14 protein-coding genes, 3 tRNA genes and 3 rRNA genes are annotated in these 22,203 nt (G+C 43.7%); 3 read left to right on the top strand and 17 right to left on the bottom strand.

Annotation, left to right across the window (positions count from 1 at the left end; all coding sequences use genetic code 11):
* Nucleotides 1–318 precede the first annotated feature (318 nt).
* The 16 genes from ACO1PK_RS14205 to ACO1PK_RS14130 form a co-directional block, all read right to left on the bottom strand.
* On the bottom strand, nt 319–543 hold the full coding sequence (locus ACO1PK_RS14205) for a DUF2835 family protein (RefSeq protein ID WP_423186262.1): 225 nt from the start codon (nt 541–543) through the stop codon (nt 319–321).
* The gene (gene pepN, locus ACO1PK_RS14200) at nt 540–3,119 is read right to left on the bottom strand and encodes an aminopeptidase N (protein ID WP_423186261.1); all 2,580 of its coding nucleotides are present in this window, start codon (nt 3,117–3,119) and stop codon (nt 540–542) included. Before pepN ends, ACO1PK_RS14205 begins: the two co-directional genes overlap by 4 nt.
* 113 nt (nt 3,120–3,232) lie before the next feature.
* On the bottom strand, nt 3,233–4,717 hold the full coding sequence (gene nhaC / locus ACO1PK_RS14195) for a Na+/H+ antiporter NhaC (RefSeq protein WP_423186260.1): 1,485 nt from the start codon (nt 4,715–4,717) through the stop codon (nt 3,233–3,235).
* 15 nt (nt 4,718–4,732) lie between these two features.
* The gene (locus tag ACO1PK_RS14190) at nt 4,733–6,139 is read right to left on the bottom strand and encodes a sodium-dependent transporter (RefSeq protein WP_423186259.1); all 1,407 of its coding nucleotides are present in this window, start codon (nt 6,137–6,139) and stop codon (nt 4,733–4,735) included.
* 80 nt (nt 6,140–6,219) lie between these two features.
* Nucleotides 6,220–8,241 (bottom strand): carboxy terminal-processing peptidase, encoded by a 2,022-nt coding sequence (gene prc / locus ACO1PK_RS14185; RefSeq protein ID WP_423186258.1) that lies wholly within the window; start codon nt 8,239–8,241, stop codon nt 6,220–6,222.
* Nucleotides 8,242–8,258: 17 nt separating this feature from the next.
* Nucleotides 8,259–8,990, bottom strand: a complete 732-nt coding sequence (gene proQ / locus ACO1PK_RS14180; protein ID WP_423186257.1) for an RNA chaperone ProQ — start codon at nt 8,988–8,990, stop codon at nt 8,259–8,261.
* A gap of 7 nt (nt 8,991–8,997) precedes the next feature.
* Nucleotides 8,998–9,309: a hypothetical protein gene (locus ACO1PK_RS14175; protein ID WP_423186256.1), complete on the bottom strand. Its 312-nt coding sequence runs from the start codon at nt 9,307–9,309 to the stop codon at nt 8,998–9,000.
* Nucleotides 9,306–9,779 (bottom strand): GAF domain-containing protein, encoded by a 474-nt coding sequence (locus ACO1PK_RS14170; protein WP_423186255.1) that lies wholly within the window; start codon nt 9,777–9,779, stop codon nt 9,306–9,308. The genes ACO1PK_RS14175 and ACO1PK_RS14170 overlap by 4 nt, the downstream gene beginning before the upstream one ends.
* Nucleotides 9,780–9,967: 188 nt before the next feature.
* A complete protein-coding gene (locus ACO1PK_RS14165) occupies nt 9,968–11,800 on the bottom strand; it encodes a protein kinase domain-containing protein (protein WP_423186254.1) in 1,833 nt (610 codons plus the stop codon).
* A 249-nt stretch (nt 11,801–12,049) separates the two neighbouring features.
* Nucleotides 12,050–12,164, bottom strand: a 5S ribosomal RNA gene (gene rrf / locus ACO1PK_RS14160).
* A gap of 158 nt (nt 12,165–12,322) precedes the next feature.
* A 23S ribosomal RNA gene (locus ACO1PK_RS14155) occupies nt 12,323–15,207 on the bottom strand.
* Between the two features lie 211 nt (nt 15,208–15,418).
* A tRNA-Ala gene (locus ACO1PK_RS14150) sits at nt 15,419–15,494 on the bottom strand.
* A gap of 95 nt (nt 15,495–15,589) precedes the next feature.
* Nucleotides 15,590–15,666 (bottom strand) — tRNA-Ile (locus tag ACO1PK_RS14145).
* A 73-nt stretch (nt 15,667–15,739) separates the two neighbouring features.
* Nucleotides 15,740–17,272 (bottom strand): 16S ribosomal RNA (locus ACO1PK_RS14140).
* Together the 16S, 23S and 5S rRNA genes with 2 tRNA genes alongside form the textbook arrangement of a ribosomal RNA operon.
* A 341-nt stretch (nt 17,273–17,613) precedes the next feature.
* Nucleotides 17,614–18,327 carry a DUF3581 family protein gene (locus tag ACO1PK_RS14135; RefSeq protein WP_423186253.1) on the bottom strand — a complete coding sequence of 238 codons (714 nt, stop codon included), beginning with the start codon at nt 18,325–18,327 and terminating at the stop codon, nt 17,614–17,616.
* Between the two features lie 47 nt (nt 18,328–18,374).
* On the bottom strand, nt 18,375–20,156 hold the full coding sequence (locus ACO1PK_RS14130; RefSeq protein WP_423186252.1) for a GGDEF domain-containing protein: 1,782 nt from the start codon (nt 20,154–20,156) through the stop codon (nt 18,375–18,377).
* A gap of 161 nt (nt 20,157–20,317) precedes the next feature.
* Here ACO1PK_RS14130 and ACO1PK_RS14125 point away from each other — a divergent pair, with 161 nt between their 5' ends.
* Both ACO1PK_RS14125 and ACO1PK_RS14120 read left to right on the top strand, forming a co-directional pair.
* Nucleotides 20,318–20,746: a hypothetical protein gene (locus ACO1PK_RS14125; RefSeq protein ID WP_423186251.1), complete on the top strand. Its 429-nt coding sequence runs from the start codon at nt 20,318–20,320 to the stop codon at nt 20,744–20,746.
* A gap of 96 nt (nt 20,747–20,842) precedes the next feature.
* Nucleotides 20,843–21,364 (top strand): YchJ family protein, encoded by a 522-nt coding sequence (locus ACO1PK_RS14120; protein WP_423186250.1) that lies wholly within the window; start codon nt 20,843–20,845, stop codon nt 21,362–21,364.
* 44 nt (nt 21,365–21,408) lie between these two features.
* Here the strand turns inward: ACO1PK_RS14120 and ACO1PK_RS14115 are convergent, their stop codons facing one another.
* Nucleotides 21,409–21,885 (bottom strand): VC2046/SO_2500 family protein, encoded by a 477-nt coding sequence (locus ACO1PK_RS14115; RefSeq protein WP_423186249.1) that lies wholly within the window; start codon nt 21,883–21,885, stop codon nt 21,409–21,411.
* Nucleotides 21,886–21,990: 105 nt separating this feature from the next.
* Here ACO1PK_RS14115 and ACO1PK_RS14110 point away from each other — a divergent pair.
* Nucleotides 21,991–22,075: transfer RNA gene (locus tag ACO1PK_RS14110), tRNA-Tyr, on the top strand.
* The last annotated feature ends 128 nt before the right edge of the window (nt 22,076–22,203 follow it).

The following is a 22,203-nucleotide window of genomic DNA, read 5'->3' as shown; positions in this document are numbered from 1 at the left end:
TTGTCTCCCCCCCTGTCAAAACAGGTAGTTGTCTGTTTTTTTTAGTTATAGATCTGTCTTGCTTACAGCTGCAACACAGACTCTTGCGATAAAATAATTACATCATTTGCCAGTGTTAGCAAGGCTTGGCATAGCGTAAATCTGTTGATTTTTATTCATTTTTTAGCATTTAAAGACTTTATATCGGACTTCAATGCACACAGCAGTTTGACCTGTCAGGACAGACCAGAGAGCATTAGCACTAAGCTAATGAAATTAAAGGCCAAACCAGACGATAATGCAAGCTTATGTTTCAATCTACCGTTTAAAGTATATACTCTAACTAATTTTCTCTAACCTCAAAAATTCTCCATTCTCGGTAAGAGATAAACGAAATCGTCCTCGAATCCCTACCTGACTCATAAATGGCTGAAAATGTCGAAAAGCGAGCTGAACTCGCTCGCCACTGTCGGCAGTAAAAATCACGTAACGAGCCTCGCCACGATAAAATTGCTGACATTTTTCAGCAGAGATAAAACCACTAAACAGATATTGGCGGTTCATAACAGGCTTTTACTAACCTTCTCATAAACATCATTTGACAGTGCAGGTTGCAAAGCAAGTTTTTGCAATAACCCCAACAAGATCTGTTGCCTTAAGGGATCATAGCGCTGCCAAGATAACAGCGGTGTTATCAAGCGAGCTGCCAATTGCGGGTTAATGGCGTCTAACCGCCCCACTACCTGCGCTAATAATTGGTAACCACGGCCATCCGCTCGATGAAATTGCAGCGGATTACGTACTGAGAACGCACCGAAGACAGCTCGAACACGATTAGGATTTTTCCAACTAAATAAAGGATGTTCAGTTAAATGCTCTAACTGCTCAAATACCGCCTCTGTCGGTGTGGCGGCAACCAAGTTAAAATATTTATCCATTACTTGAACATTATGTTGGAAGCGTTCCGCAAAATCGGCCAATAACGCCTCACTGCAGGTTAAACCCGCATCTTGAGACGCTTTCAATGCAGCGAGTAAGTCCGTCATATTATCAGCACTTGTATAGTGTTGCTTTACCCAATCTTCTCCCTGCGCAGTCCAAGCTAAATAATGCAAGCAGCGCGCTTTTAATGCGCGCAATGCAACACCGCGTTCTTCATATACATAATCCACTTTACCCAGTTGTAGATAACAATTGGCAAACTCAGCAGAAAGTATGTTAGCCAGTTGCTTTGTTAAAAAAGTTAACGTTTGTAACAAAGGATCTACTGGGATTTCTGCATATTGCTCTACCAATGAATCAAACTCAGGTAAGGTTAATAATTCTGCGGTTAATGCCAAATCTGCCAATGGCTGTTGCAACCATTGCTTAAACAACTCCACCAATTCAACCGGTAAGATTGGCATGACATTCGCTGCCACAGCTTGCTTAATCAGCAAACTCCAATACTGCTGCATGGCATCCCAGCGTGCAAAACCGTTTGTTGCCCTACCCGCAATAGCTAATAGCGAGCGCGCATCATAATCAGTAACCAACTTAACGGGTGCAGAAAAGTCCTCTAACCAGACAACCAAGGGCTGCTCAACACAATGTTCAATACTAAATACTTGCTCTGACTCTGATAACACCAATAACTGCTGCTGACGCTGGTCGGAATTAGGGTAGATCAGTTCAATACTTACCGGTATCACTAAAGGCTGTTTTATAGCTTGATCTGTAGTAGCTGGAGTATATTGGCTCAGTGTCAACGTTAAACACGCTTTTGTACTGTCATAATGTTCTTTCACAGTTAAAACAGGAGTACCTGATTGACTATACCAACGCCGAAATTGACTTAAGTCGACGCCATTCGCATCTTGCATCGCTTGCACATAATCATCACAGGTTACTGCTTGGCCATCATGCCGATCCAAATAACAGGCTAAGCCTGCATTAAAGCCAGCTTTACCCAAAAGTGTTTGTAGCATTCGAATCACTTCTGCGCCTTTATCATACACAGTTACGGTATAAAAATTATTCATCTCCAACACTTGAGCAGGCCGGATGGGATGGGCCATTGGACTCGCATCTTCAGCAAATTGCGCTGTTCGAATAAGTTTAACAGCATCAATACGATTTAGCGTGGCAGAGCCCATATCCGCACTAAATTCTTGATCCCGAAATACGGTTAAGCCTTCTTTTAAACTTAATTGAAACCAGTCCCGACACGTAACCCGATTACCTGTCCAGTTATGGAAATACTCATGACCAATAATTGACTCAATATTAAAAAAATCCTGATCTGTTGCGCAGCGCTCATCGGCTAAAACATATTTACTGTTAAATATATTTAAGCCTTTATTTTCCATCGCCCCCATATTGAAGAAATCGACAGCCACAACCATGTAGCGATCTAAATCATATTCCAAGCCAAAACGCTGCTCATCCCAGCGCATAGCTCTTTTTAACGCAGCCATCGCAAATTGACTGCGTGATAACGCCCCTTTTTGTACGTAAAACTCTAGTGATATTTGCCGACCTGAGGCTGTTGTAAATGGTTCAGTTAAACAGTCAAAATCCCCTGCGACCAGGGCAAACAAATAAGCAGGCTTAGGAAAGGGATCTTGCCAAGTTGTTTTAGTTCGGCCATCGGCAAGGAGAGTTTCGCTAAGCTTATTACCATTAGAGAGTAAGAAAGGTAATTGAGTACTATCCACAATAATCGTTGTCGTAAAAACGGATAAAACATCAGGTCTATCTGGGTAATAGGTTATACGACGAAATCCTTCCGCTTCACATTGGGTACAGTACACCCCCTCAGCCAAATATAACCCCTCTAATGCACTGTTTTCTTCAGGGTTGAGCTCGGTGATAACCTCCAGTACCCCCTGCTCGCCAGGATTAGCGATCTCTAAACGCTCATCATTAAGGCTATACTGCTCAGGTGTTAACAGCTGACCATTTAAACTCAGACTGATTAAGTTAAGCTGTTGCCCATCCAAAATCATGGCACCCGCTTGGCTTCGCTGAAAAGTTAAAGTGCTAGTTACGCGAGTATTACGAGGCGCTAATTCGAAAATCAAATCAGTCTTACTTATTAAAAAACTGGGCGGTTGATAATCAGCTAAACGTTTAGCTTCACGAATCGTTGCAATTGTCATATCGCTCTCACATCAGAAAAAAAGTTAGAATCAACAGTGTGGCTCAAATTCAAGCGTTTAATGGAAAAAGCCTGATTGGCATCAGGCTTTTTCCTTGTTTTGTATATAACCTTTTAGCTACCTTTTACAATCGGTATCTCAGCAGAAACGCTATCAGGTGGTGTCAGCTTAAGTATTTTAATGCCCAAATAAGCATAGATAACCGCTAAAACTGGATTAATCAAATTAAAGAATGCAAACACAAAATAATCTAATGGATTAACATTTAATACGCCATGCATATAAGCACCACAGGTATTCCAAGGAATCAAAGGACTTGTTATGGTGCCGCCATCCTCCAGCGCGCGCGATAAATTAACCGGTGCTAAGTTGCGCTTTTTATATTCCTCTTTGTACATGCGCCCTGGCATAACAATAGACATATACTGATCCGCCGTTAAAATGTTGGTTGCCAAACAGGTCGCCATAGTACTCGTGATCAAAGAACCGGTACTGCGGGCAAAAGCTAAGATAGTTTCCACAAACTTGCGCAATAGACCAATATGTTCAACGACTGCACCGAACATCATCGCAGAGAAAATTAACCAAATGGTATTGAGCATGCTCGCCATGCCACCACCACTCAATAGACTATCGATATCGTCATTTCCCGTACTAATACTAAAACCAGCAAACAACGTTTGCCAAACCAGCTTAAACACCGCTACAGCTGCAGGCAGCTGATCATCAGCCATGCTTTTTACAAGTTCAGGTTGAAATAATATTGCCCAGATACCACCAAGCAAAGCACCAATAAAAACGGTTGGAAAAGCCGGCACTTTTTTAATTGCCATTACAAGCAATACCACAAGAGGCACTAAAGTCCACAAACTAATTGAAAACTGTTGTTTTAACATAGTGCTAATCGTATTGATATGTTCTAAATCAGCACTCACATTGCTATTAAAGCCAATTAATAAAAAAGCAATTAGCGCCAACACAATACTAGGAATGGTGGTCCATAACATGTGTCGAATATGATCAAATAAATCTGCCCCCGCCACTGCTGGGGCTAAATTAGTTGTCTCACTAAGGGGTGATATTTTATCCCCAAAGTAAGCACCGGAAACTATAGCACCTGCTGTAATAGCAGGTGATAAACCGAGTCCTGTTGCTACACCAATCAAGGCTACCCCAATAGTGGCAGCGGTAGTCCAGCTACTGCCTATACTCATCGCCACTATGGCACAAAGTAAACAACTTGCTGCGTAAAACCAACTCGGACTAAGCAGTTGTAAACCAAAATAAATAAGGGTGGGCACGGTACCAGATAACAACCATGTACCAATAAGTGCGCCCACAGCGAGTAGAATAAGCACCGCAGCAAGAGACAAGGATATACCTTTCACCATGGCTCGTTCGATACTGTGCCAATCATGTCCATTTTTCAAACCAATGATCACCGCGACTGCTGCAGCCACAAATAAGGCTATTTGATTTGGTCCATAAGAAGAATCATCTTTAAATAAGATTACTGATGCCGCTAATAAAGTAATTAGCACCAGCATGGGGAGTAAAGCGTCTAAGAGACTTGGCTGTTTCGGTTCCGATCGTTGCATTATCATATTCCTTGGTTACTTGCCGATAATGGCACTAAAAAGATCGAGTACACCGATCAAATTTAAAAAGACAATAATCACGGCTACTGGCGTAATCCAACGAATCGCAAATCGCCAAATCTGGTAGCCACTGCGGCTGCTTGCCAACTCTTCTGCACTGACTTTTTCAGGCATGATCCAGCCAACAAAAATGGCTATAAAGAGACCACCAATAGGTAACATAATGGCTGAAGTGAGATAGTCTTTTAATTCAAAAAAGCTTTTTATTTCTTTACCTAATAGTGTCCATTCAAACGTTGCCCAGCTGGCACCGGCAAACGAAAATACGGTAAGCAAACCTAGCAACCAAAGCGATATGCCAGTAAATAAAGTAGCGTTACGCCTTTGCATGCCTTTGGTTTCAACTAACCACGCAACCGTAGACTCGATCATCGCTATTGCAGAAGTGAAAGCAGCAAATACCAACATCACAAAAAATAAAGTACCAAAAAAAGTGCCAAATGGCATGCTGCCAAAAGCGATTGGTAAGGTCACAAAAATTAAGCCGGGGCCTTCTCCCGGTGTCAGGCCATATCCAAATACTAAAGGAAAAATCGCCATACCTGCTAATAACGCTACAGCCGTATCACACAAAGCAATAAACATAGAGGTTTTAGCAATAGAGACATTATTTGGTAAATAAGCTCCGTAAATAATCATGGCGCCAGAGGCTAAACTTAAACTAAAAAAAGCATGCCCTAATGCTAATAGCACGCCATTCATAGTTAATTTAGAAAAGTCCGGTTTAAACATAAAATCCACGGCTTGCAAAAAGGCCCCATTTAAACCTGAGTAAATCGCCATCAGTAGTAACAACACAAATAAAGAAGGCATTAAATAGTTAACCGCCTTCTCCAAGCCTTTATGTACGCCTTTACCAACAACGAAAACCGTAACAATCAGAATAATGGCTGACCAGCTCATCAATGAAATTGGATTTGCAATAAAACTCCCAAATTCTGCCCCCACCTCAGCTGCGGGCATACCGACAAAGGCACCACTGGCCGTTTTAAACACGTAAAATAACGCCCAGCCAGCGATGACGGCATAAAAGGATAGAATAAGGTAACTGGCAGCTAAACCGCTCCAACCCGCTATTTGCCAACGGGTACTAGCCTTTGCCTCTAAAGCAAGCGTTTTCACTGAGTGACCTGGGCTTTGTCTACCCCGCCGACCAATCAGCACTTCCGACATCATTACCGGAATACCAATTAAAAAAATACAGAGCAAATAAACCAAAACGAAAGCACCGCCGCCGTTTTCCCCCATGATATAAGGAAATTTCCAGATATTACCAAGGCCGACTGCGGCACCTGTAGCAGCGAGTATAAAAGCTAAGCGGCTTGACCAAAGGCCATGCACCGATTGACGTGTTCCCGACATAAAAAGCCTTTTATAATTATTATGTTGTAATTATTAATAAAGGCGGTAATAACCGCCTTTTCTACCAAGCCATTAATTGGCTAGTGTTTTGCTACACGATTATGCTGCAACAAATCCGAGGTAATATGTGCAGCTTCTTCTAAAAATGGGTCTAATTTAGTTAAGAGTTCAGGGGCATCATCCACAGAGGTAACCACAGGTAAACCTAAACGCTGCAAACGCTCATTAGTCCGGTTTAGTGCACGTGCTTCATCTTTCTCTCGTTTAGCAATGCGTTCTGCTTTATTTAAAGAAACACTTTTTTCATCTTTATATTGCTGATATTCAGCAATATCACTCATGAGGTACTTAAACTCCGTTTCCTTTGCAATACGTTGCTGATGTTTCTCAAGTAACAACGGAACGCTTTGTTTGATTTCTTGTTGCTGTTCATGCTGAGCTGGTGCAATGGCATCCCAAGGTAAAGCATAATCTTCTTTACTCTCGCCCCACTCGGCTGGGTCAATGGCAGATGGGAAACTAATATCTGGAATAACCCCTTTATGCTGAGTGCTACCGCCATTTATACGATAAAACTTAGCCATAGTGTATTGGACGCTACCTAATTCCTGCTCAAAGCGATCATAAATACGCCCAATACCTCTATGCTGTTGAACCGTGCCCTTACCAAAGGTTTGCTCACCAATAATGAGCGCTCGACCATAATCTTGCATTGCAGCCGCAAAAATTTCAGACGCAGAAGCACTATAGCGATCAACCATCACAGTTAATGGACCATCATAATATGATATCCCGTCACTATCTCCATTTAAGCTAATTCGATTATTACCAGAACGAATTTGTACGACCGGCCCTCGGTCAATAAAAAGGCCGGTTAATAATGTTGCTTCTTGTAGAGAGCCGCCGCCATTGCCGCGCAAATCAATAATTAAGGCTTCAACTTTTTGCTCATTTGCCTCAACTAATAACGCTTTAACATCCTCAGACAGATTGTTATAAAAACCAGGAATATTAATGACACCGATCTTGCTCTGCAGTTGACCTAATTTAGGTTCAAGCACTTCAAATTTCGCCGCGCGATCTTCAAGACGAATTTTGTCACGTACAATTTCAACTACCTGCGTCTGACTGCTAGCCTCGCTGCCACCTAGTACTTGTAACCGAACCTTGCTGCCTTTTGGGCCTTTTATCAAATCGACAACATCATCTAAACGCCAACCTACTACATCAACAAAATCTTTAGCATCCTGCGCCACACCGACAATTCGATCTTTCGGTTTTAGACGTTGGGTTAAATCTGCAGGACCACCAGGTACTAGACTTTGAATGACGGTATAGTCTTCATCTGCGCGTAAAACCGCACCAATACCTTCAAGTTGTAGATTCATTTCCTGCTGAAAGCGTTCTGCATTACGTGGAGAAAGATAAGAGGTATGCGCTTCTATTGCACGGCCAAACGAGTTCATGATGACTTGAAAAACATCTTCACTTTTGGTTTGTACCATGCGTTTTTGGGTATTACGGTAGCGTTTGACCAGAATATCTTTAGCTTCTGCCAACGTTTTGCCGGTAAGCTTGAGATTTAATAAATCAAATTTAACCCTTTGCCGCCAAAGCTCGTCTAACTCTTGTTGATTAGCGGGCCACTCGGCATCTTCACGATCGTAGTAGTAACGATCTTCGACATCAAAATTATGCTCTTGTTCTAACACACTTATCGCATAGTCAAAACGTTCAAACCGGCGTTTCTGTGCCAAATTAAACATCTCGAAGGCAAAATCTAGATTACCGCCATTGATACTTTCATCAAACTGTAAGCGATAGCGCTGGAATTTCGCGACATCAGCAGCCAACAAATGATTACGAGAAAAATCGAGATTTTTTAAATAAAGATCAAAGATTCGCCCTGATAGCTCGTCATTTAATTGCACAGGTAAATAATGCGAGCGGGTAAAAGTAGCCGCAACTCTTTTGCTAGCTGTGGCGTGTTCTAGTGATTGATTAATCACAGGCAAAGTACTTATATCTACCGCAGGAGTAGTTTGGGCATTAATGCCTAACGCTAAAAATAAACTTACAGCTATCAAGGAAAATTTCTTCATAACACTCTCGATATACGTCAAACCTGATACAGGCTCTCCTGACGCGTTTTGATGACCATACCAGACCCCAATTCAACTGTAACATCTGGAAGATTAACCTCTCGGATAGTTGCAGGCATTGGAGTAAGACCTAACTTCACCAGTACTTTCTTGCCTACCGCCAACTGCGATGCATCAATCATTGTCAGACTTACTTGCTCTGCTGACTTGTCTGCTTTCACATTGGCTGTTTTTGGTGTCACAGCAGGCTTATCTGACTTAGAACCTTTAATACCGTTTTTGTTCGGCTTTTTTTTCTCAGTTGTTGTTACTATAGACTTTACGGCTTGTTGCTTAGCTCGCTGTTCTTGGTTTTTTATCTTACGTTTCTCAGCGGCTTTTTGTTTACTTTCTGCCAGTAATTTAGCTGCATGCTCAGCTTGTTGCGCATCAATAACCTCAGCTGGCTGCCCCTCTAAATCTACGCGAGCAACGCCTTCTTTGGTTGCATCTAAATAACGCCAACTTGAAGTATAAACCCGTAAAGCCTGACGCAACTGCGTTTTACTCAGCTGGCTGTTTTCATCTAAACGCTGTGCCAAGTCCTGAAAGATACCTACTTTCAGAGGTTTAACATTTTCATCAGCGGCGAAACATAAGGGATATTGCTTAACCAAATAAGCAAGAATCTCTTTGACATTAGCAGGTTTTACCGTTTCCGCAGCAGGTAAAACGGGTGTTTCAGCCGTATCAGTAATGGGAGTTGTCATTAAGGGTTCACTCTTCTTCGTCGTCTTCAGCAGGCATGTCCGTCATGCCTTCATCTATTTGTTGTTGGATATAGGCTAATGCCCAGCTTATTAACTCGTCTTCATCGACATCTAACAGCACGGTATCACCGCGTAGTTGTTCCCATAGCATCGGCATTAAATATCCGATTTCTGCTGATGTCAGGGTATCTGGCAGGGCTTCCCAGACTGCATGCACAATACCATTGAATTTATCGGCAACCAGTTCTTCATCACCATCCCAATCGCCGATTTCTGTTATTTGTAGCAGGTAATCTTGTACAGAGAGCAAGTCTTTCATGCTATGTTTAATAACCTTTGTTCAAATAAATGCACTAACTTGGCAAGCGCAGTTTCATCAGTGTGATCAAAACGGTTAAGTAGTGGACTATCAATATCCAATACCGCGATGATTTGCCCGTTGTGCCTAACTGGGAGAACAATCTCTGAATTACTCGCTGCATCGCAAGCGATGTGTCCAGGAAACTCATGTACATCTGCCACACGCTGAATCTCTCCTGTGGCGACACAGGTTCCGCACACGCCTTTACCAACAGGTATGCGAACGCAGGCAACTTGCCCTTGAAAGGGACCAAGCACCAGTTCACCATTGCGCATAATATAAAAGCCTGCCCAATTCAGATCTGGTAAAGAATTAAAAAGTAGAGCACTTAGATTTGCCATATTGGCGATCATATCAGTCTCATGCTCTAACAGTGCTTTCGCCTGTTCTAACAGTAATGGGTAAACTTGGTTTTTCTCGATCGACATGTTATCTACAGATTGAAGTATTACTAAAGCCTACTACATTACTTGTTTTAAGGCCTAATTTAAACCCTTTTTAGCGTAAACACAGGCGCTCTGACCGAAGTTTCCTGTCTTTAACAGCGGTTTGCTGTTAATTTCAGCAAGTTTTAACACCTGACTTGTACAGGCCCGCTTAAGCATGCAGACAGTGGTCATGTCGGCTTGTTAAAAGTTAAAGGATTAGCGGGGTACAATAGCTGTTCAGCTTGTGTTTGCAAACTAAAGCGTCGAGTATCTTTAAAAGGAAGCTTCATAAACCCTCCCACCCCCTCACCGCTGATTAAGTATACTTTTGCTAAAATACTATCAAGCAAATCACTAAAATTTTGTTCTGCAGCAGCATCGAGTAAGCGATAGTAACTATGAATTTTCATGTAGAGTGGGGTTACTTCAAAAATGATACAGCCTGTGTGACGAATCAAATTCAATTTAGCTATGTCATCCATAATGGCATCGGGTAATACCAGTTGCTCATCGGGATCCTTGCCATCTTCAAAATAAGAATGCTGTTTACTTGCTTCTTCAAGACTTAGAACAGGCGCTAGTTGATAGGGGATCTTCGCACTACGAGGCGCAGTAAAAGGAACTGACTCAGCGTCACGGCTAATATGAATAGTATTGCGAGCATTAAATAAACATGCTTTAAAAATACCGACTTTGCTAATAGCTCGCGCTAGCGTCACTACATTATTAACGGCTAATGCGAAAGCACGCTGTAATGTCGAATCATATAAATTTAAACTACTATCAATAAAAATACCCTGTTGCTGCCAATGAATTGCTAAACCACCTACAACGGGATAACGTGCTAACCGACTCACTGCTGCAATAAAAGCCTTCTCGGTTTCGCCCATACCTTCAAGATAATTTTTGTAATAACGTTCTAATTGCACGTCATCAACATAAGCAATATCCATTTCTTCATTATGTTCTCGTAAAAATGATTTACGTGAGGAATAGACGACGGTGTCAAGCTCGCGCTGTTCCGGACTTACCCAAACAGGCAACAGCGGTTGATCATCAAATAAGACTAAATCAGGCAGAACTAGACGTTGTAAGCGGGACATCTGTTTTAAAAAATAGTCGCCTGCTTGTTGGCGCAAGGTCAGATCATCGGATAACATGCTATCTAATATGGTGGCAAACTCAAGCGGTAGCCCTAAGCTTCGTGCTGGTATGGCTTTTCGACCAAAACGACTTGGCTGGCCTGAGGCAAGCGCATATAACGTACTAGCAACTCCTTGCTCATCAAAACGCGGACTGGATAATTGCCCAGAACGTTGCTCTGGGCCGATAAAATAAATATCTCCCATCCTAGCATTGGAATGCTGTAAATCAGCAGACATTAGCTGCATAACATTCGTCGATAGGTAATGACCCGCTGCATCTAACTGCGCGAATACCGATGATCCCCAATCTATTAAGCTGATACGCCCTGTGGATTCATCAAAAACGAGATTTGACGGTTTAATATCGCCGTGTACTATGGGTAAAGACTCACCGTCTTTTATATGCCCTCTCAAATGCAAGAGCAGTTCTGCTAATTGACAGGCAATATCCATCAGCAGCTTAATTGGTAAACGCCCGTGTTTTAAACTAAATTGCTCTAAATCGATCCCCGGCGCTCTGGCCATCATTAAGATACCCTGCTTACGAACAACCTGATAGGTAATATAAGCAGGCACTGAAGGATGCTGTACTTGGGATAACATAAAAGCTTCGTCCGCTAAACGCTCCTGTATATGTTGTGGTAAGTTAATTCTGGAAAACTTAAACACATAACATTGCTTATCAACGCCATAGCCTTCGAAGGCAAAACCATAGGCGCCTTTACCTAATAAACTGATATCGCGATAACCGAGCTTTTCTAATTCTTCGATACACAAAGCTACCCAATCTTTTAATTTTTTGGCGTCATTGGTATTAAGCAAATAAATAGATTGCTCTTCAGGAATGTAAAAATTACGCAGGTTACGCTCTTGCATTACAACTCCGGTAAGCAGCTACTGATATAGGCTTTTGCAGTCACAGCAAAAAACCTCAAAGAACATCTGAGATGTGATGACAATCTTCTGATTGTTTTAATAATAGTAAAGCTACCATAGCTATTTAGTATCAGCAATTAGCCGAGTAGCTATGTTCTTTACGAACTAACTTTGAGATGGAGTCGAAAGAAATAGCAGCCAATAAAAAAGCCCCACTTTTTCGAGTAGGGCTTTTCTATTGAATGAGGTGCCTGGCGGTGTGCTACTCTCGCATGGCGAATGCCACACTACCATCGTCGCAGCTGCGTTTCACTTCTGAGTTCGGAATGGGTTCAGGTGGTTCCACAGCGCTATTGCCACCAGGCAAAAACGTGTCAGGAACAACGTTTTAACGCACTTTAGTGCGGCCCGCTTGCGGGTCAAATGCATGGATGCATTTGATAAAAAATTGTCGTTCCATCTTTAATCTAGCAAGCTGATTAGGTTACTCACAACCTTCTTCTAAAACATCTTGGGCGTTGTATGGTTAAGCCTCTCGGGCAATTAGTATGAGTTAGCTTAACGTGTCACCACGCTTCCACACCTCACCTATCAACGTTGTGGTCTCCAACGACCCTTTAGTAGGCTTAAAGCCTAAGGGATGACTCATCTTGTGGCCGGCTTCCCGCTTAGATGCTTTCAGCGGTTATCCGTTCCGAACGTAGCTACCGGGCAGTGCCATTGGCATGACAACCCGAACACCAGCGGTTCGTTCACTCCGGTCCTCTCGTACTAGGAGCAACTCCACTCAATCATCCAACGCCCACGGCAGATAGGAATAAACTGTCTCACGACGTTCTAAACCCAGCTCGCGTACCACTTTAAATGGCGAACAGCCATACCCTTGGGGCCAACTTCAGCCCCAGGATGTGATGAGCCGACATCGAGGTGCCAAACAAACACCGCCGTCGATATGAACTCTTGGGCGGTATCAGCCTGTTATCCCCGGAGTACCTTTTATCCGTTGAGCGATGGCCTTCCATACAGAACCACCGGATCACTATGACCTACTTTCGTACCTGCTCGACGTGTCTGTCTCGCAGTTAAGCTGGCTTCTACCATTACACTAACCGTACGATGTCCGACCGTACTTAGCCAACCTTCGTGCTCCTCCGTTACTCTTTAGGAGGAGACCGCCCCAGTCAAACTACCCACCAGACACTGTCCGCAATCCCGATTCAGGGACTACGTTAGAACATCAAACATACAAGGGTGGTATTTCAAGGACGGCTCCACCAGGACTAGCGTCCCAGCTTCAAAGCCTCCCACCTATCCTACACATGTAGGGTCAATGTTCAGTGCCAAGCTATAGTAAAGGTTCACGGGGTCTTTCCGTCTAGCCGCGGGTATACGGCATCTTCACCGCAATTTCAATTTCACTGAGTCTCGGCTGGAGACAGCCTGGCCATCATTACACCATTCGTGCAGGTCGGAACTTACCCGACAAGGAATTTCGCTACCTTAGGACCGTTATAGTTACGGCCGCCGTTTACCGGGGCTTCGATCAAGAGCTTCGCTTGCGCTAACCCCATCAATTAACCTTCCGGCACCGGGCAGGTGTCACACCCTATACGTCCTCTTACGAGTTTGCAGAGTGCTGTGTTTTTAATAAACAGTTGCAGCCAGCTGGTCACTGCGACTCTCACGTGCTTACTGCGCAAGGCATTCACACACAAGAGCGTACCTTCTCCCGAAGTTACGGTACTATTTTGCCTAGTTCCTTCAGCCGAGTTCTCTCAAGCGCCTTGGTATGCTCTACCTGACCACCTGTGTCGGTTTAGGGTACGGTCACCAATACCTGAAGCTTAGAGGCTTTTCCTGGAAGCAGAGCGTCAGCAACTTCGTCACCGTAGTGACTCGTCTCGTGTCTCAGTCTTAGAGAAGCGGATTTTCCTACCCCTCCAACCTACGCACTTTCACGCGGACTACCAACGCCGCGCTTGCCTAGCTTTCTCCGTCCCCCCATCGCAGTATTGGCCGGTACAGGAATATTAACCTGTTTCCCATCGACTACGCCTTTCAGCCTCGCCTTAGGAGCCGACTCACCCTACCCTGATTAGCATGGGATAGGAACCCTTGGTCTTTCGGCGGGGAAGTTTTTCACTCCCCTTATCGTTACTCATGTCAGCATTCGCACTTCTGATACCTCCAGCATCCTTCTCAAGACACCTTCGCAGGCTTACAGAACGCTCCTCTACCACTCACACTTAGTGTGAATCCGCAGCTTCGGTGGATGATTTTAGCCCCGTTACATCTTCCGCGCAGGCCGACTCGACTAGTGAGCTATTACGCTTTCTTTAAAGGGTGGCTGCTTCTAAGCCAACCTCCTAGCTGTCTATGCCTTCCCACATCGTTTTCCACTTAATCATCACTTTGGGACTTAGCTGTCGGTCAGGGTTGTTTCCCTTTTCACGACGGACGTTAGCACCCTCCGTGAGTCTCCCGAGTAGTAATCATTGGAATTCGGAGTTTGCATGGGGTTGGTAAGTCGGGATGACCCCTAGCCCAAACAGTGCTCTACCCCCAATGGTATTCGCTCGAGGCGCTACCTAAATAGCTTTCGAGGAGAACCAGATATCTCCGAGCTTGATTAGCCTTTCACTCCGATCCACAAGTCATCCCCTACTTTTTCAACAGTAGTGGGTTCGGTCCTCCAGTTAGTGTTACCCAACCTTCAACCTGCTCATGGATAGATCGCCCGGTTTCGGGTCTACACCCTGCAACTATTCGCCCAGTTAAGACTCGGTTTCCCTACGGCTCCCCTATTCGGTTAACCTCGCTACAGAATGTAAGTCGCTGACCCATTATACAAAAGGTACGCAGTCACCCAACAACGTGGGCTCCCACTGCTTGTACGTACACGGTTTCAGGTTCTATTTCACTCCCCTTACAGGGGTTCTTTCGCCTTTCCCTCACGGTACTGGTTCACTATCGGTCAGTCAGGAGTATTTAGCCTTGGAGGATGGATTCCCCCCATGTTCAAACAGGATACCACGTGTCCCGTCCTACTCGTTTTCACTATAAAGGTGTTGTCGTGTACGGGGCTATCACCCTGTATCGCTCAGCTTTCCAGATGATTCCACTAACACCAATCTAGCTTAAGGGCTAGTCCGCGTTCGCTCGCCGCTACTAACGGAATCTCGGTTGATTTCTTTTCCTCGGGGTACTTAGATGTTTCAGTTCTCCCGGTTTGCCTCGTTACACTATGTATTCATGTAACGATAGTGCATAAATGCACTGGGTTTCCCCATTCGGACATCTACGGATTAGCGCCTCTTACCGGCTCCCCGTAGCTTTTCGCAGGTTAGTACGTCCTTCATCGCCTCTGACTGCCAAGGCATCCACCGTGTACGCTTAGTCACTTAACCATACAACCCCAAAATGTCTTGAAGTGCAGGTGTGAGCAAGGTATACAATATATGTATCCTTGATTTGTTTCTTTTTACATCAGCTTGCCAAATTGTTAAAGAGCAGTTTGAGATAAACTCAAATAGAAAAACTTAACTGTCTTAAGCGTTTATATTTGAATTTTAGGAGCAATCAATTACCTTGATTTGTCGGTCTTACGTGCAAAATTAGTGGTGGAGTTAAGCGGGATCGAACCGCTGACCTCCTGCGTGCAAGGCAGGCGCTCTCCCAGCTGAGCTATAACCCCATTTAATATGGTACATTCGTTGTCAGGCTAGGCGCAGTGAACCGTAGCATACTTACAGTATGTGAGGTTTGCTGCAACAAAGCTTGGCGGCGAATTGGTTGGTCTGAGTAGACTCGAACTACCGACCTCACCCTTATCAGGGGTGCGCTCTAACCACCTGAGCTACAGACCAATTGTAAAAAACCTTTGCTCTATCTCATGCAATCAATCATCTGTGTGAACACTTATAACTCATTCGATATAGGTAAGGAGGTGATCCAACCGCAGGTTCCCCTACGGTTACCTTGTTACGACTTCACCCCAGTCATGAATCACAAAGTGGTAAGCGCCCTCCCGAAGGTTAAGCTACCTACTTCTTTTGCAACCCACTCCCATGGTGTGACGGGCGGTGTGTACAAGGCCCGGGAACGTATTCACCGCAACATTCTGATTTGCGATTACTAGCGATTCCGACTTCATGGAGTCGAGTTGCAGACTCCAATCCGGACTACGATACGCTTTAAGAGATCCGCTCACTGTCGCCAGCTTGCCTCCCTCTGTACGTACCATTGTAGCACGTGTGTAGCCCTACTCGTAAGGGATGATGACTTGACGTCGTCCCCACCTTCCTCCGGTTTATCACCGGCAGTCTCCCTAGAGTTCCCACCATTACGTGCTGGCAACTAAGGATAAGGGTTGCGCTCGTTGCGGGACTTAACCCAACATTTCACAACACGAGCTGACGACAGCCATGCAGCACCTGTCTTACAGTTCCCGAAGGCACAAACACATCTCTGCGTTCTTCTGTAGATGTCAAGAGTAGGTAAGGTTCTTCGCGTTGCGTCGAATTAAACCACATGCTCCACCGCTTGTGCGGGCCCCCGTCAATTCATTTGAGTTTTAATCTTGCGACCGTACTCCCAGGCGGTCTACTTAATGCGTTAGCTGCGATACTCAAAGTACAAGACCTCGAACATCTAGTAGACATCGTTTACGGCGTGGACTACCAGGGTATCTAATCCTGTTTGCTCCCCACGCTTTCGCACCTGAGCGTCAGTATCGTGCCAGAAACCGCCTTCGCCACTGGTATTCCTCCAAATCTCTACGCATTTCACCGCTACACTTGGAATTCTACCCCCCTCTCACGTACTCTAGCTTTTCAGTATCGGATGCAATTCCCAGGTTGAGCCCGGGGCTTTCACATCCGACTTAAAAAGCCGCCTGCGTGCGCTTTACGCCCAGTAATTCCGATTAACGCTTGCACCCTCCGTATTACCGCGGCTGCTGGCACGGAGTTAGCCGGTGCTTCTTCTGTGGGTAACGTCAAAGATTGTTACTATTAACAACAACCTCTTCCTCCCCACTGAAAGTGCTTTACAACCCGAAGGCCTTCTTCACACACGCGGCATGGCTGGATCAGGCTTGCGCCCATTGTCCAATATTCCCCACTGCTGCCTCCCGTAGGAGTCTGGGCCGTGTCTCAGTCCCAGTGTGGCTGATCATCCTCTCAAACCAGCTAGGGATCGTCGCCTTGGTGAGCCATTACCCCACCAACTAGCTAATCCCACGTAGGCGCATCCGATAGCATATGGCCCGAAGGTCCCATACTTTGGTCCGTAGACATTATGCGGTATTAACAGTCGTTTCCAACTGGTATCCCCCTCTATCGGGCAGCTCCCTACGCATTACTCACCCGTCCGCCGCTAAATCAGGTAGCAAGCTACCCTCATCCGCTCGACTTGCATGTGTTAGGCCTGCCGCCAGCGTTCAATCTGAGCCATGATCAAACTCTTCAATTAAAGTTCTTTCTGTCACCGAAGTGACGCTCAGTATTACTGACTAAATTTCTTTGGTCACTACTGATTAATTTCATTTCGAAATCATCACAAGTGCCCACACAGATAATTGATTGCTAATTGTTAAAGAGCGTGCTTCTTATAAGAAGCGAGGCTTTCACCTCAGGATTCTCACGAACCGTATTCTTTCAAACCTTGACTTCGTTACCGTTGTCGCCGTCTGTGGATGCGCATTATAGGGAGTTTAAATCAGGCTGCAAGCAAAAATTCTAAAATAAAGTTCGTTTGATTGTTTTTTGCACTACCTACTACTTTGTTGACTAATAATGCATCAAAAATCAGTATTAAGGCGCCTTATAGCTAGCGGAAAGCTTCCGATTATTATATTCAGCCACCATTTGCTGCATTTGAAATTCATCATATGGCTGCAGATTACTCAAAATCATCCGTTTTTCTCCCTTGCCGATTTGCTTCCCTGCTTCGCTTAAAATAAAACTTAATGTCACATTACCTCTTTTACCTTCTACTTCTAATTTACTCGCCGCTAAGTTTAGCTTTGGTTTTGAAATAGGTAACTGTTCAAAAGAGAGTGTCATGCTTTCATAGATCACTAGAGGCCGCAGCGGATGGATCATAACGCCCTGCTCTGCCATCAGCGGTTGTAATATATGAGGGAAATTTTGCCCTGAAAATTGCACGTAGTCCTGAAACAACGGTTCAATGACTTCAAGGTCATGGCTGTGTTCACCAGAAAAGTCTATGGTTAAATAGACTTTGCCTAGCTCATCACAAACTTGTATTTGATTAGTCGCTACTCTGCAGTGTAATAAGGTATCAGCATTGACCATACCAGAAAACTGACAACGTAACTGTTGGCTGACACCATAACGAGTTAATAAGTAGCTAAAGAGCAAATCGCCAGGCACACAAAAGCGTTTAGCATCTACATCATGAATAGGATTAAAATCACCGGCGATTTGCTTGGCAAATTTACAAGAATGCTCTCGGCTAAAACTAAAAGCTTCACCGTGGCGGCTGACAAAAGCATCTAATAACATTAACTTAATACTCTACTTATTCAAAAGGGTTTCTATTCTAGCTCAATTCAGGCAACAGATGGTCTAGCCAGTGGAAAAGTATGTTGAGCATCAGGTCCTTTCCGTCTTGAAATAAATAACGCATTGCCACCTATTTTTTTGGCTTCACATTTTGCTGCGGTGGATAGAGCAGCAACATCATGGTGATTTTGACATTGCAAAGGATCTGGTAGTGCAACCCCAATCGCTAGCGACAATATTGGATAGAAGCAAGATTCACCAGAACGATTTTGCGCGGTGATCCCTCCATTTTGGGCATCTGTATAAGCATAAAAAGCTGGAACTCTTGCCGCAAACTCTAATAAGATCTGTCGACAAATGGGCTCTATTGTTTCTGCAGCAGAAATTAGTACAAAGTCATCGCCACCGATATGACCTACAAAATGGTCTTCACCCGCTGCATGCTGCTGAATAATCTCAGCTAATAATTGTAAAACAGCATCGCCTTTACTGTAGCCGTATATATCATTAAAAGGTTTAAAGTGATTTAAATCTAAATAAGCAACCGCAAATGCCACGGACTTAGCTAATAAACTATCAATTTCACGATAAATTGGGACATTACCCGGTAAAAAAGTTAATGGATTTGCATAACGAGCATGTTGCAACTTATGCTCACTCACCCTTTTTAAAAGCTGCCGCACAGAACCTATCCCCAAATAGCGTCCTTGCCGAGAAATAATGAAGTACCAACTTGCCGCATTATACTCATCTTCAGCCACGATTTTACTAACCTCATCAAGCGTTTTGTCAGCTTCAACAATAACCGCTTTCGTATTCATAATCTGTGCAACAGTTTTTTTTTCGTTTAGGGCACGACCAAAAGGTTGTGAAAAAAGTGCTTGTAATTCGGCGCGACAGATTAATCCAACAGCAATGTCACCTTCTACAACGGCTAGACTTTGCCAAGCTGGATTAAGCCGAAACATCTCAGAAACAGCGAAAGCAAGAGTATTAAAAGATATAGTTGGCATTTGAACCGCCAAATGCTCTATGCGATCTTGAACAGTATTTGCCGGTAATTCTGGTCGTAACCAATTTCTAGCGTTAAATGGTTTAAACTCAGCGTGTGGTCGCCCCAATAAATACCCTTGGGCCAAATCAGCACCCAGCTCTCGACACAACACCAATTCTTCCTGAGTTTCGATACCTTCTGCAACAATCAGAGCTCCCGTTGCTTTGGCTAAACGAATGATATTTTGTACAAAGGCTTTTTTTGTCTGATCACGATGCACTTCACTTATAAAGTAACGATCGATTTTCACAATATCGGGTTGTAATTCTGACCATAGTTTTAATCCGGAAAAGCCACTACCAAGATCATCTATGGCAATTTGGAAGCCTAATTGACGATAGTGATGCACAGCTTTAATAAGTAAGGTGGCATCTTCAACTTGATATTGCTCTGAAATCTCAATGACAACTCTCGCCGGATCAAGACCTGCATCCTGTAACATGCGTTTAGTTAAACCACTCGGATGATCGGCAGTAAGCAATAGTAATGGGTTAACATTCAAAAAAAGCTTGCCATGTGCCCCTGCACGAGCAAATGCCTCAATACTTAATTCGCGACAGAGCATCTCCAACTGTTCTAGCGCCTTACACGCTAAGGCAGCTTTGAATAATTGTATCGGTGAATGCAAAGGACTATCAGAAGGCCCACGTATCAAAGCCTCATAACCAATAACCTTAGCGTCTGCCAAAGAGATGATTGGCTGAAATAGCGGCTGTAACGCTTTGTGTTGAAGAATATGCTGTAACTCTGTGCAAGAGTGTTCAGAAATTGCCATCTGTCAGTTCCTGTATTTTTAACAGCAGGAGCATAAGACAAGTACATGACATTATTATGACTTTAAAAATACAACGGCCATTAAAAAAAGTGCTTGATTTTCATCCAGTATACAACTACTGTATATCCATACACTGTATTTATAAACAGCTAGAGGTTGCTATGTTGATTCATGACTACACCACTTCATTAGAACAAAAAATGCAACAAACCAGTCCAGTAAAGCGTTTTACCACTAATGAAACTCATCTTAATACAGACAAAATTAAGGCTGAACAGCAATTACTGAAGCTACTACAGCAATACCGACATACAACAGGCTGGATTGTGCTGGTTGACCCCGTCGTAAAACCGAACAAGACGTTCTGGCAGGCGGCTGATTTACCAACAAATAGAATACTAGTAATTTATCAGCAACAAATTAAAAATATCAAAAACATACTCAGCCAAGCTATTTGTAATAGTAGCTGTAAGGTCGTCATTAATTGCGCGCCTCTACAAGAGCATGATCTGACTAATTTGACTGAGTTTGCACTGACACAGCAAACGCAATTTTACAGTTTTCAGCAAGACTTTTATGCTGCACATTAAAGTAGCAGTTGCAATCTAGTTAGCAACTAATGGTTAGTAAGCCATGCATGCTTTAACATACAATATGTAATTAATAACTTTAACTAAGATGACTCAATGATGAATTGTTATTGCTGCTCTGGCAAAAGCTTTACTGAGTGCTGCGCACCTTACCTTTCTGGCGTTAGTTCGCCTGACAGCTGTGAAGCATTAATGCGCTCTCGCTTCAGTGCTTATTGTTTGGCCGATACGGTTTATTTACTTAAAACACATCACCCCTCAATGCACACTTCAACTATTGCAGATGAAATCACTGAGTTTGCAAAGCGTGTGCATTTTTGTGGGCTTAGCGTAAAGTCGGCCACGCAATGTAATGAAAAAGGACAGGTTCACTTTATAGCCTACTTTTTACATGAACAAAAATTAGATGTTATTGCAGAAGTTTCAGATTTTATTTTTGAAGATAATCGGTGGTATTATAGCAGTGGCAAGCTGCAGCCAACAGTACCTATAAAAGTGGGCCGTAATGATCACTGCCCTTGTGGCAGTGGAAAGAAATCCAAACAATGTGCTACACACCTAGCAAGTGGTCAACAAACCGACGCTTTGTTAAAACTTGTTGAGAAAGCACAATTTTAGTCTCCCAATGTCATTTCGACTCTACTCACCAGTACTTAATTAAATTAATTCGCAATATCATTGTTTAGTTGCTGCAAGATCTCATATAAAGCCGCTTCATCCGTTGCCGCAACCAGCTCCGTTGCTGGAACGCGTTTTCGTAAACAATGGCTATCTAAACCTGCTAACAATTGACTATCCAGTTTTTTTGCATCGTCTTGCAATACCCAAGGTGCAGGATTCAGCTCAATTTGCAATTTTAACTGCGCCAAACTTAGCGAAGCCGCCACACTGTATTTCTGCCATAGACCACTATCGGACTGCTGTATCGCAAAGCTCCTGCGTCTTGTCACGGCTAATTGCTGATACAAATTGGTATCGGGTAAAGGCTGACTAGCTTGTGGTGTATAAAAAGCAGCCATCTCCTCAACCGCAGGTGAAAGTACCGCCAGCCATAACGCAAAATCGGCCCGATGTTGCTGTTGTAACGCAGTATTAAGCTTAGTACCAAGTTGCCATTCGTTAATTATTGGTTGCATCATGTCTACTTTTTACTGTTGTTGCCTGCTTTATCGGCAATCAGTAAAAAAACTTTAGCAAAGCGCTTTACATCAAAACTCAATTTGATAATATGCGCCTGCACTTGTGGAGGGGTTCCCGAGTGGCCAAAGGGATCAGACTGTAAATCTGCCGGCACTGCCTTCGAAGGTTCGAATCCTTCCCCCTCCACCATTTCTTTTGTAGATTCCAAGTAAACTTCTTAATTAAATCCTTTGCTGATAGCAATCTTCTAACTTGATCAATTCTTTTTAGAAATCACGCACATGCCATAATCATTTCTTTAAACATCCGGCCTGTCT

This window comes from Alishewanella sp. d11 (assembly GCF_049390205.1).
Lineage (GTDB): Bacteria > Pseudomonadota > Gammaproteobacteria > Enterobacterales > Alteromonadaceae > Alishewanella.
This window is presented reverse-complemented; position numbering and strand designations above follow the sequence as displayed.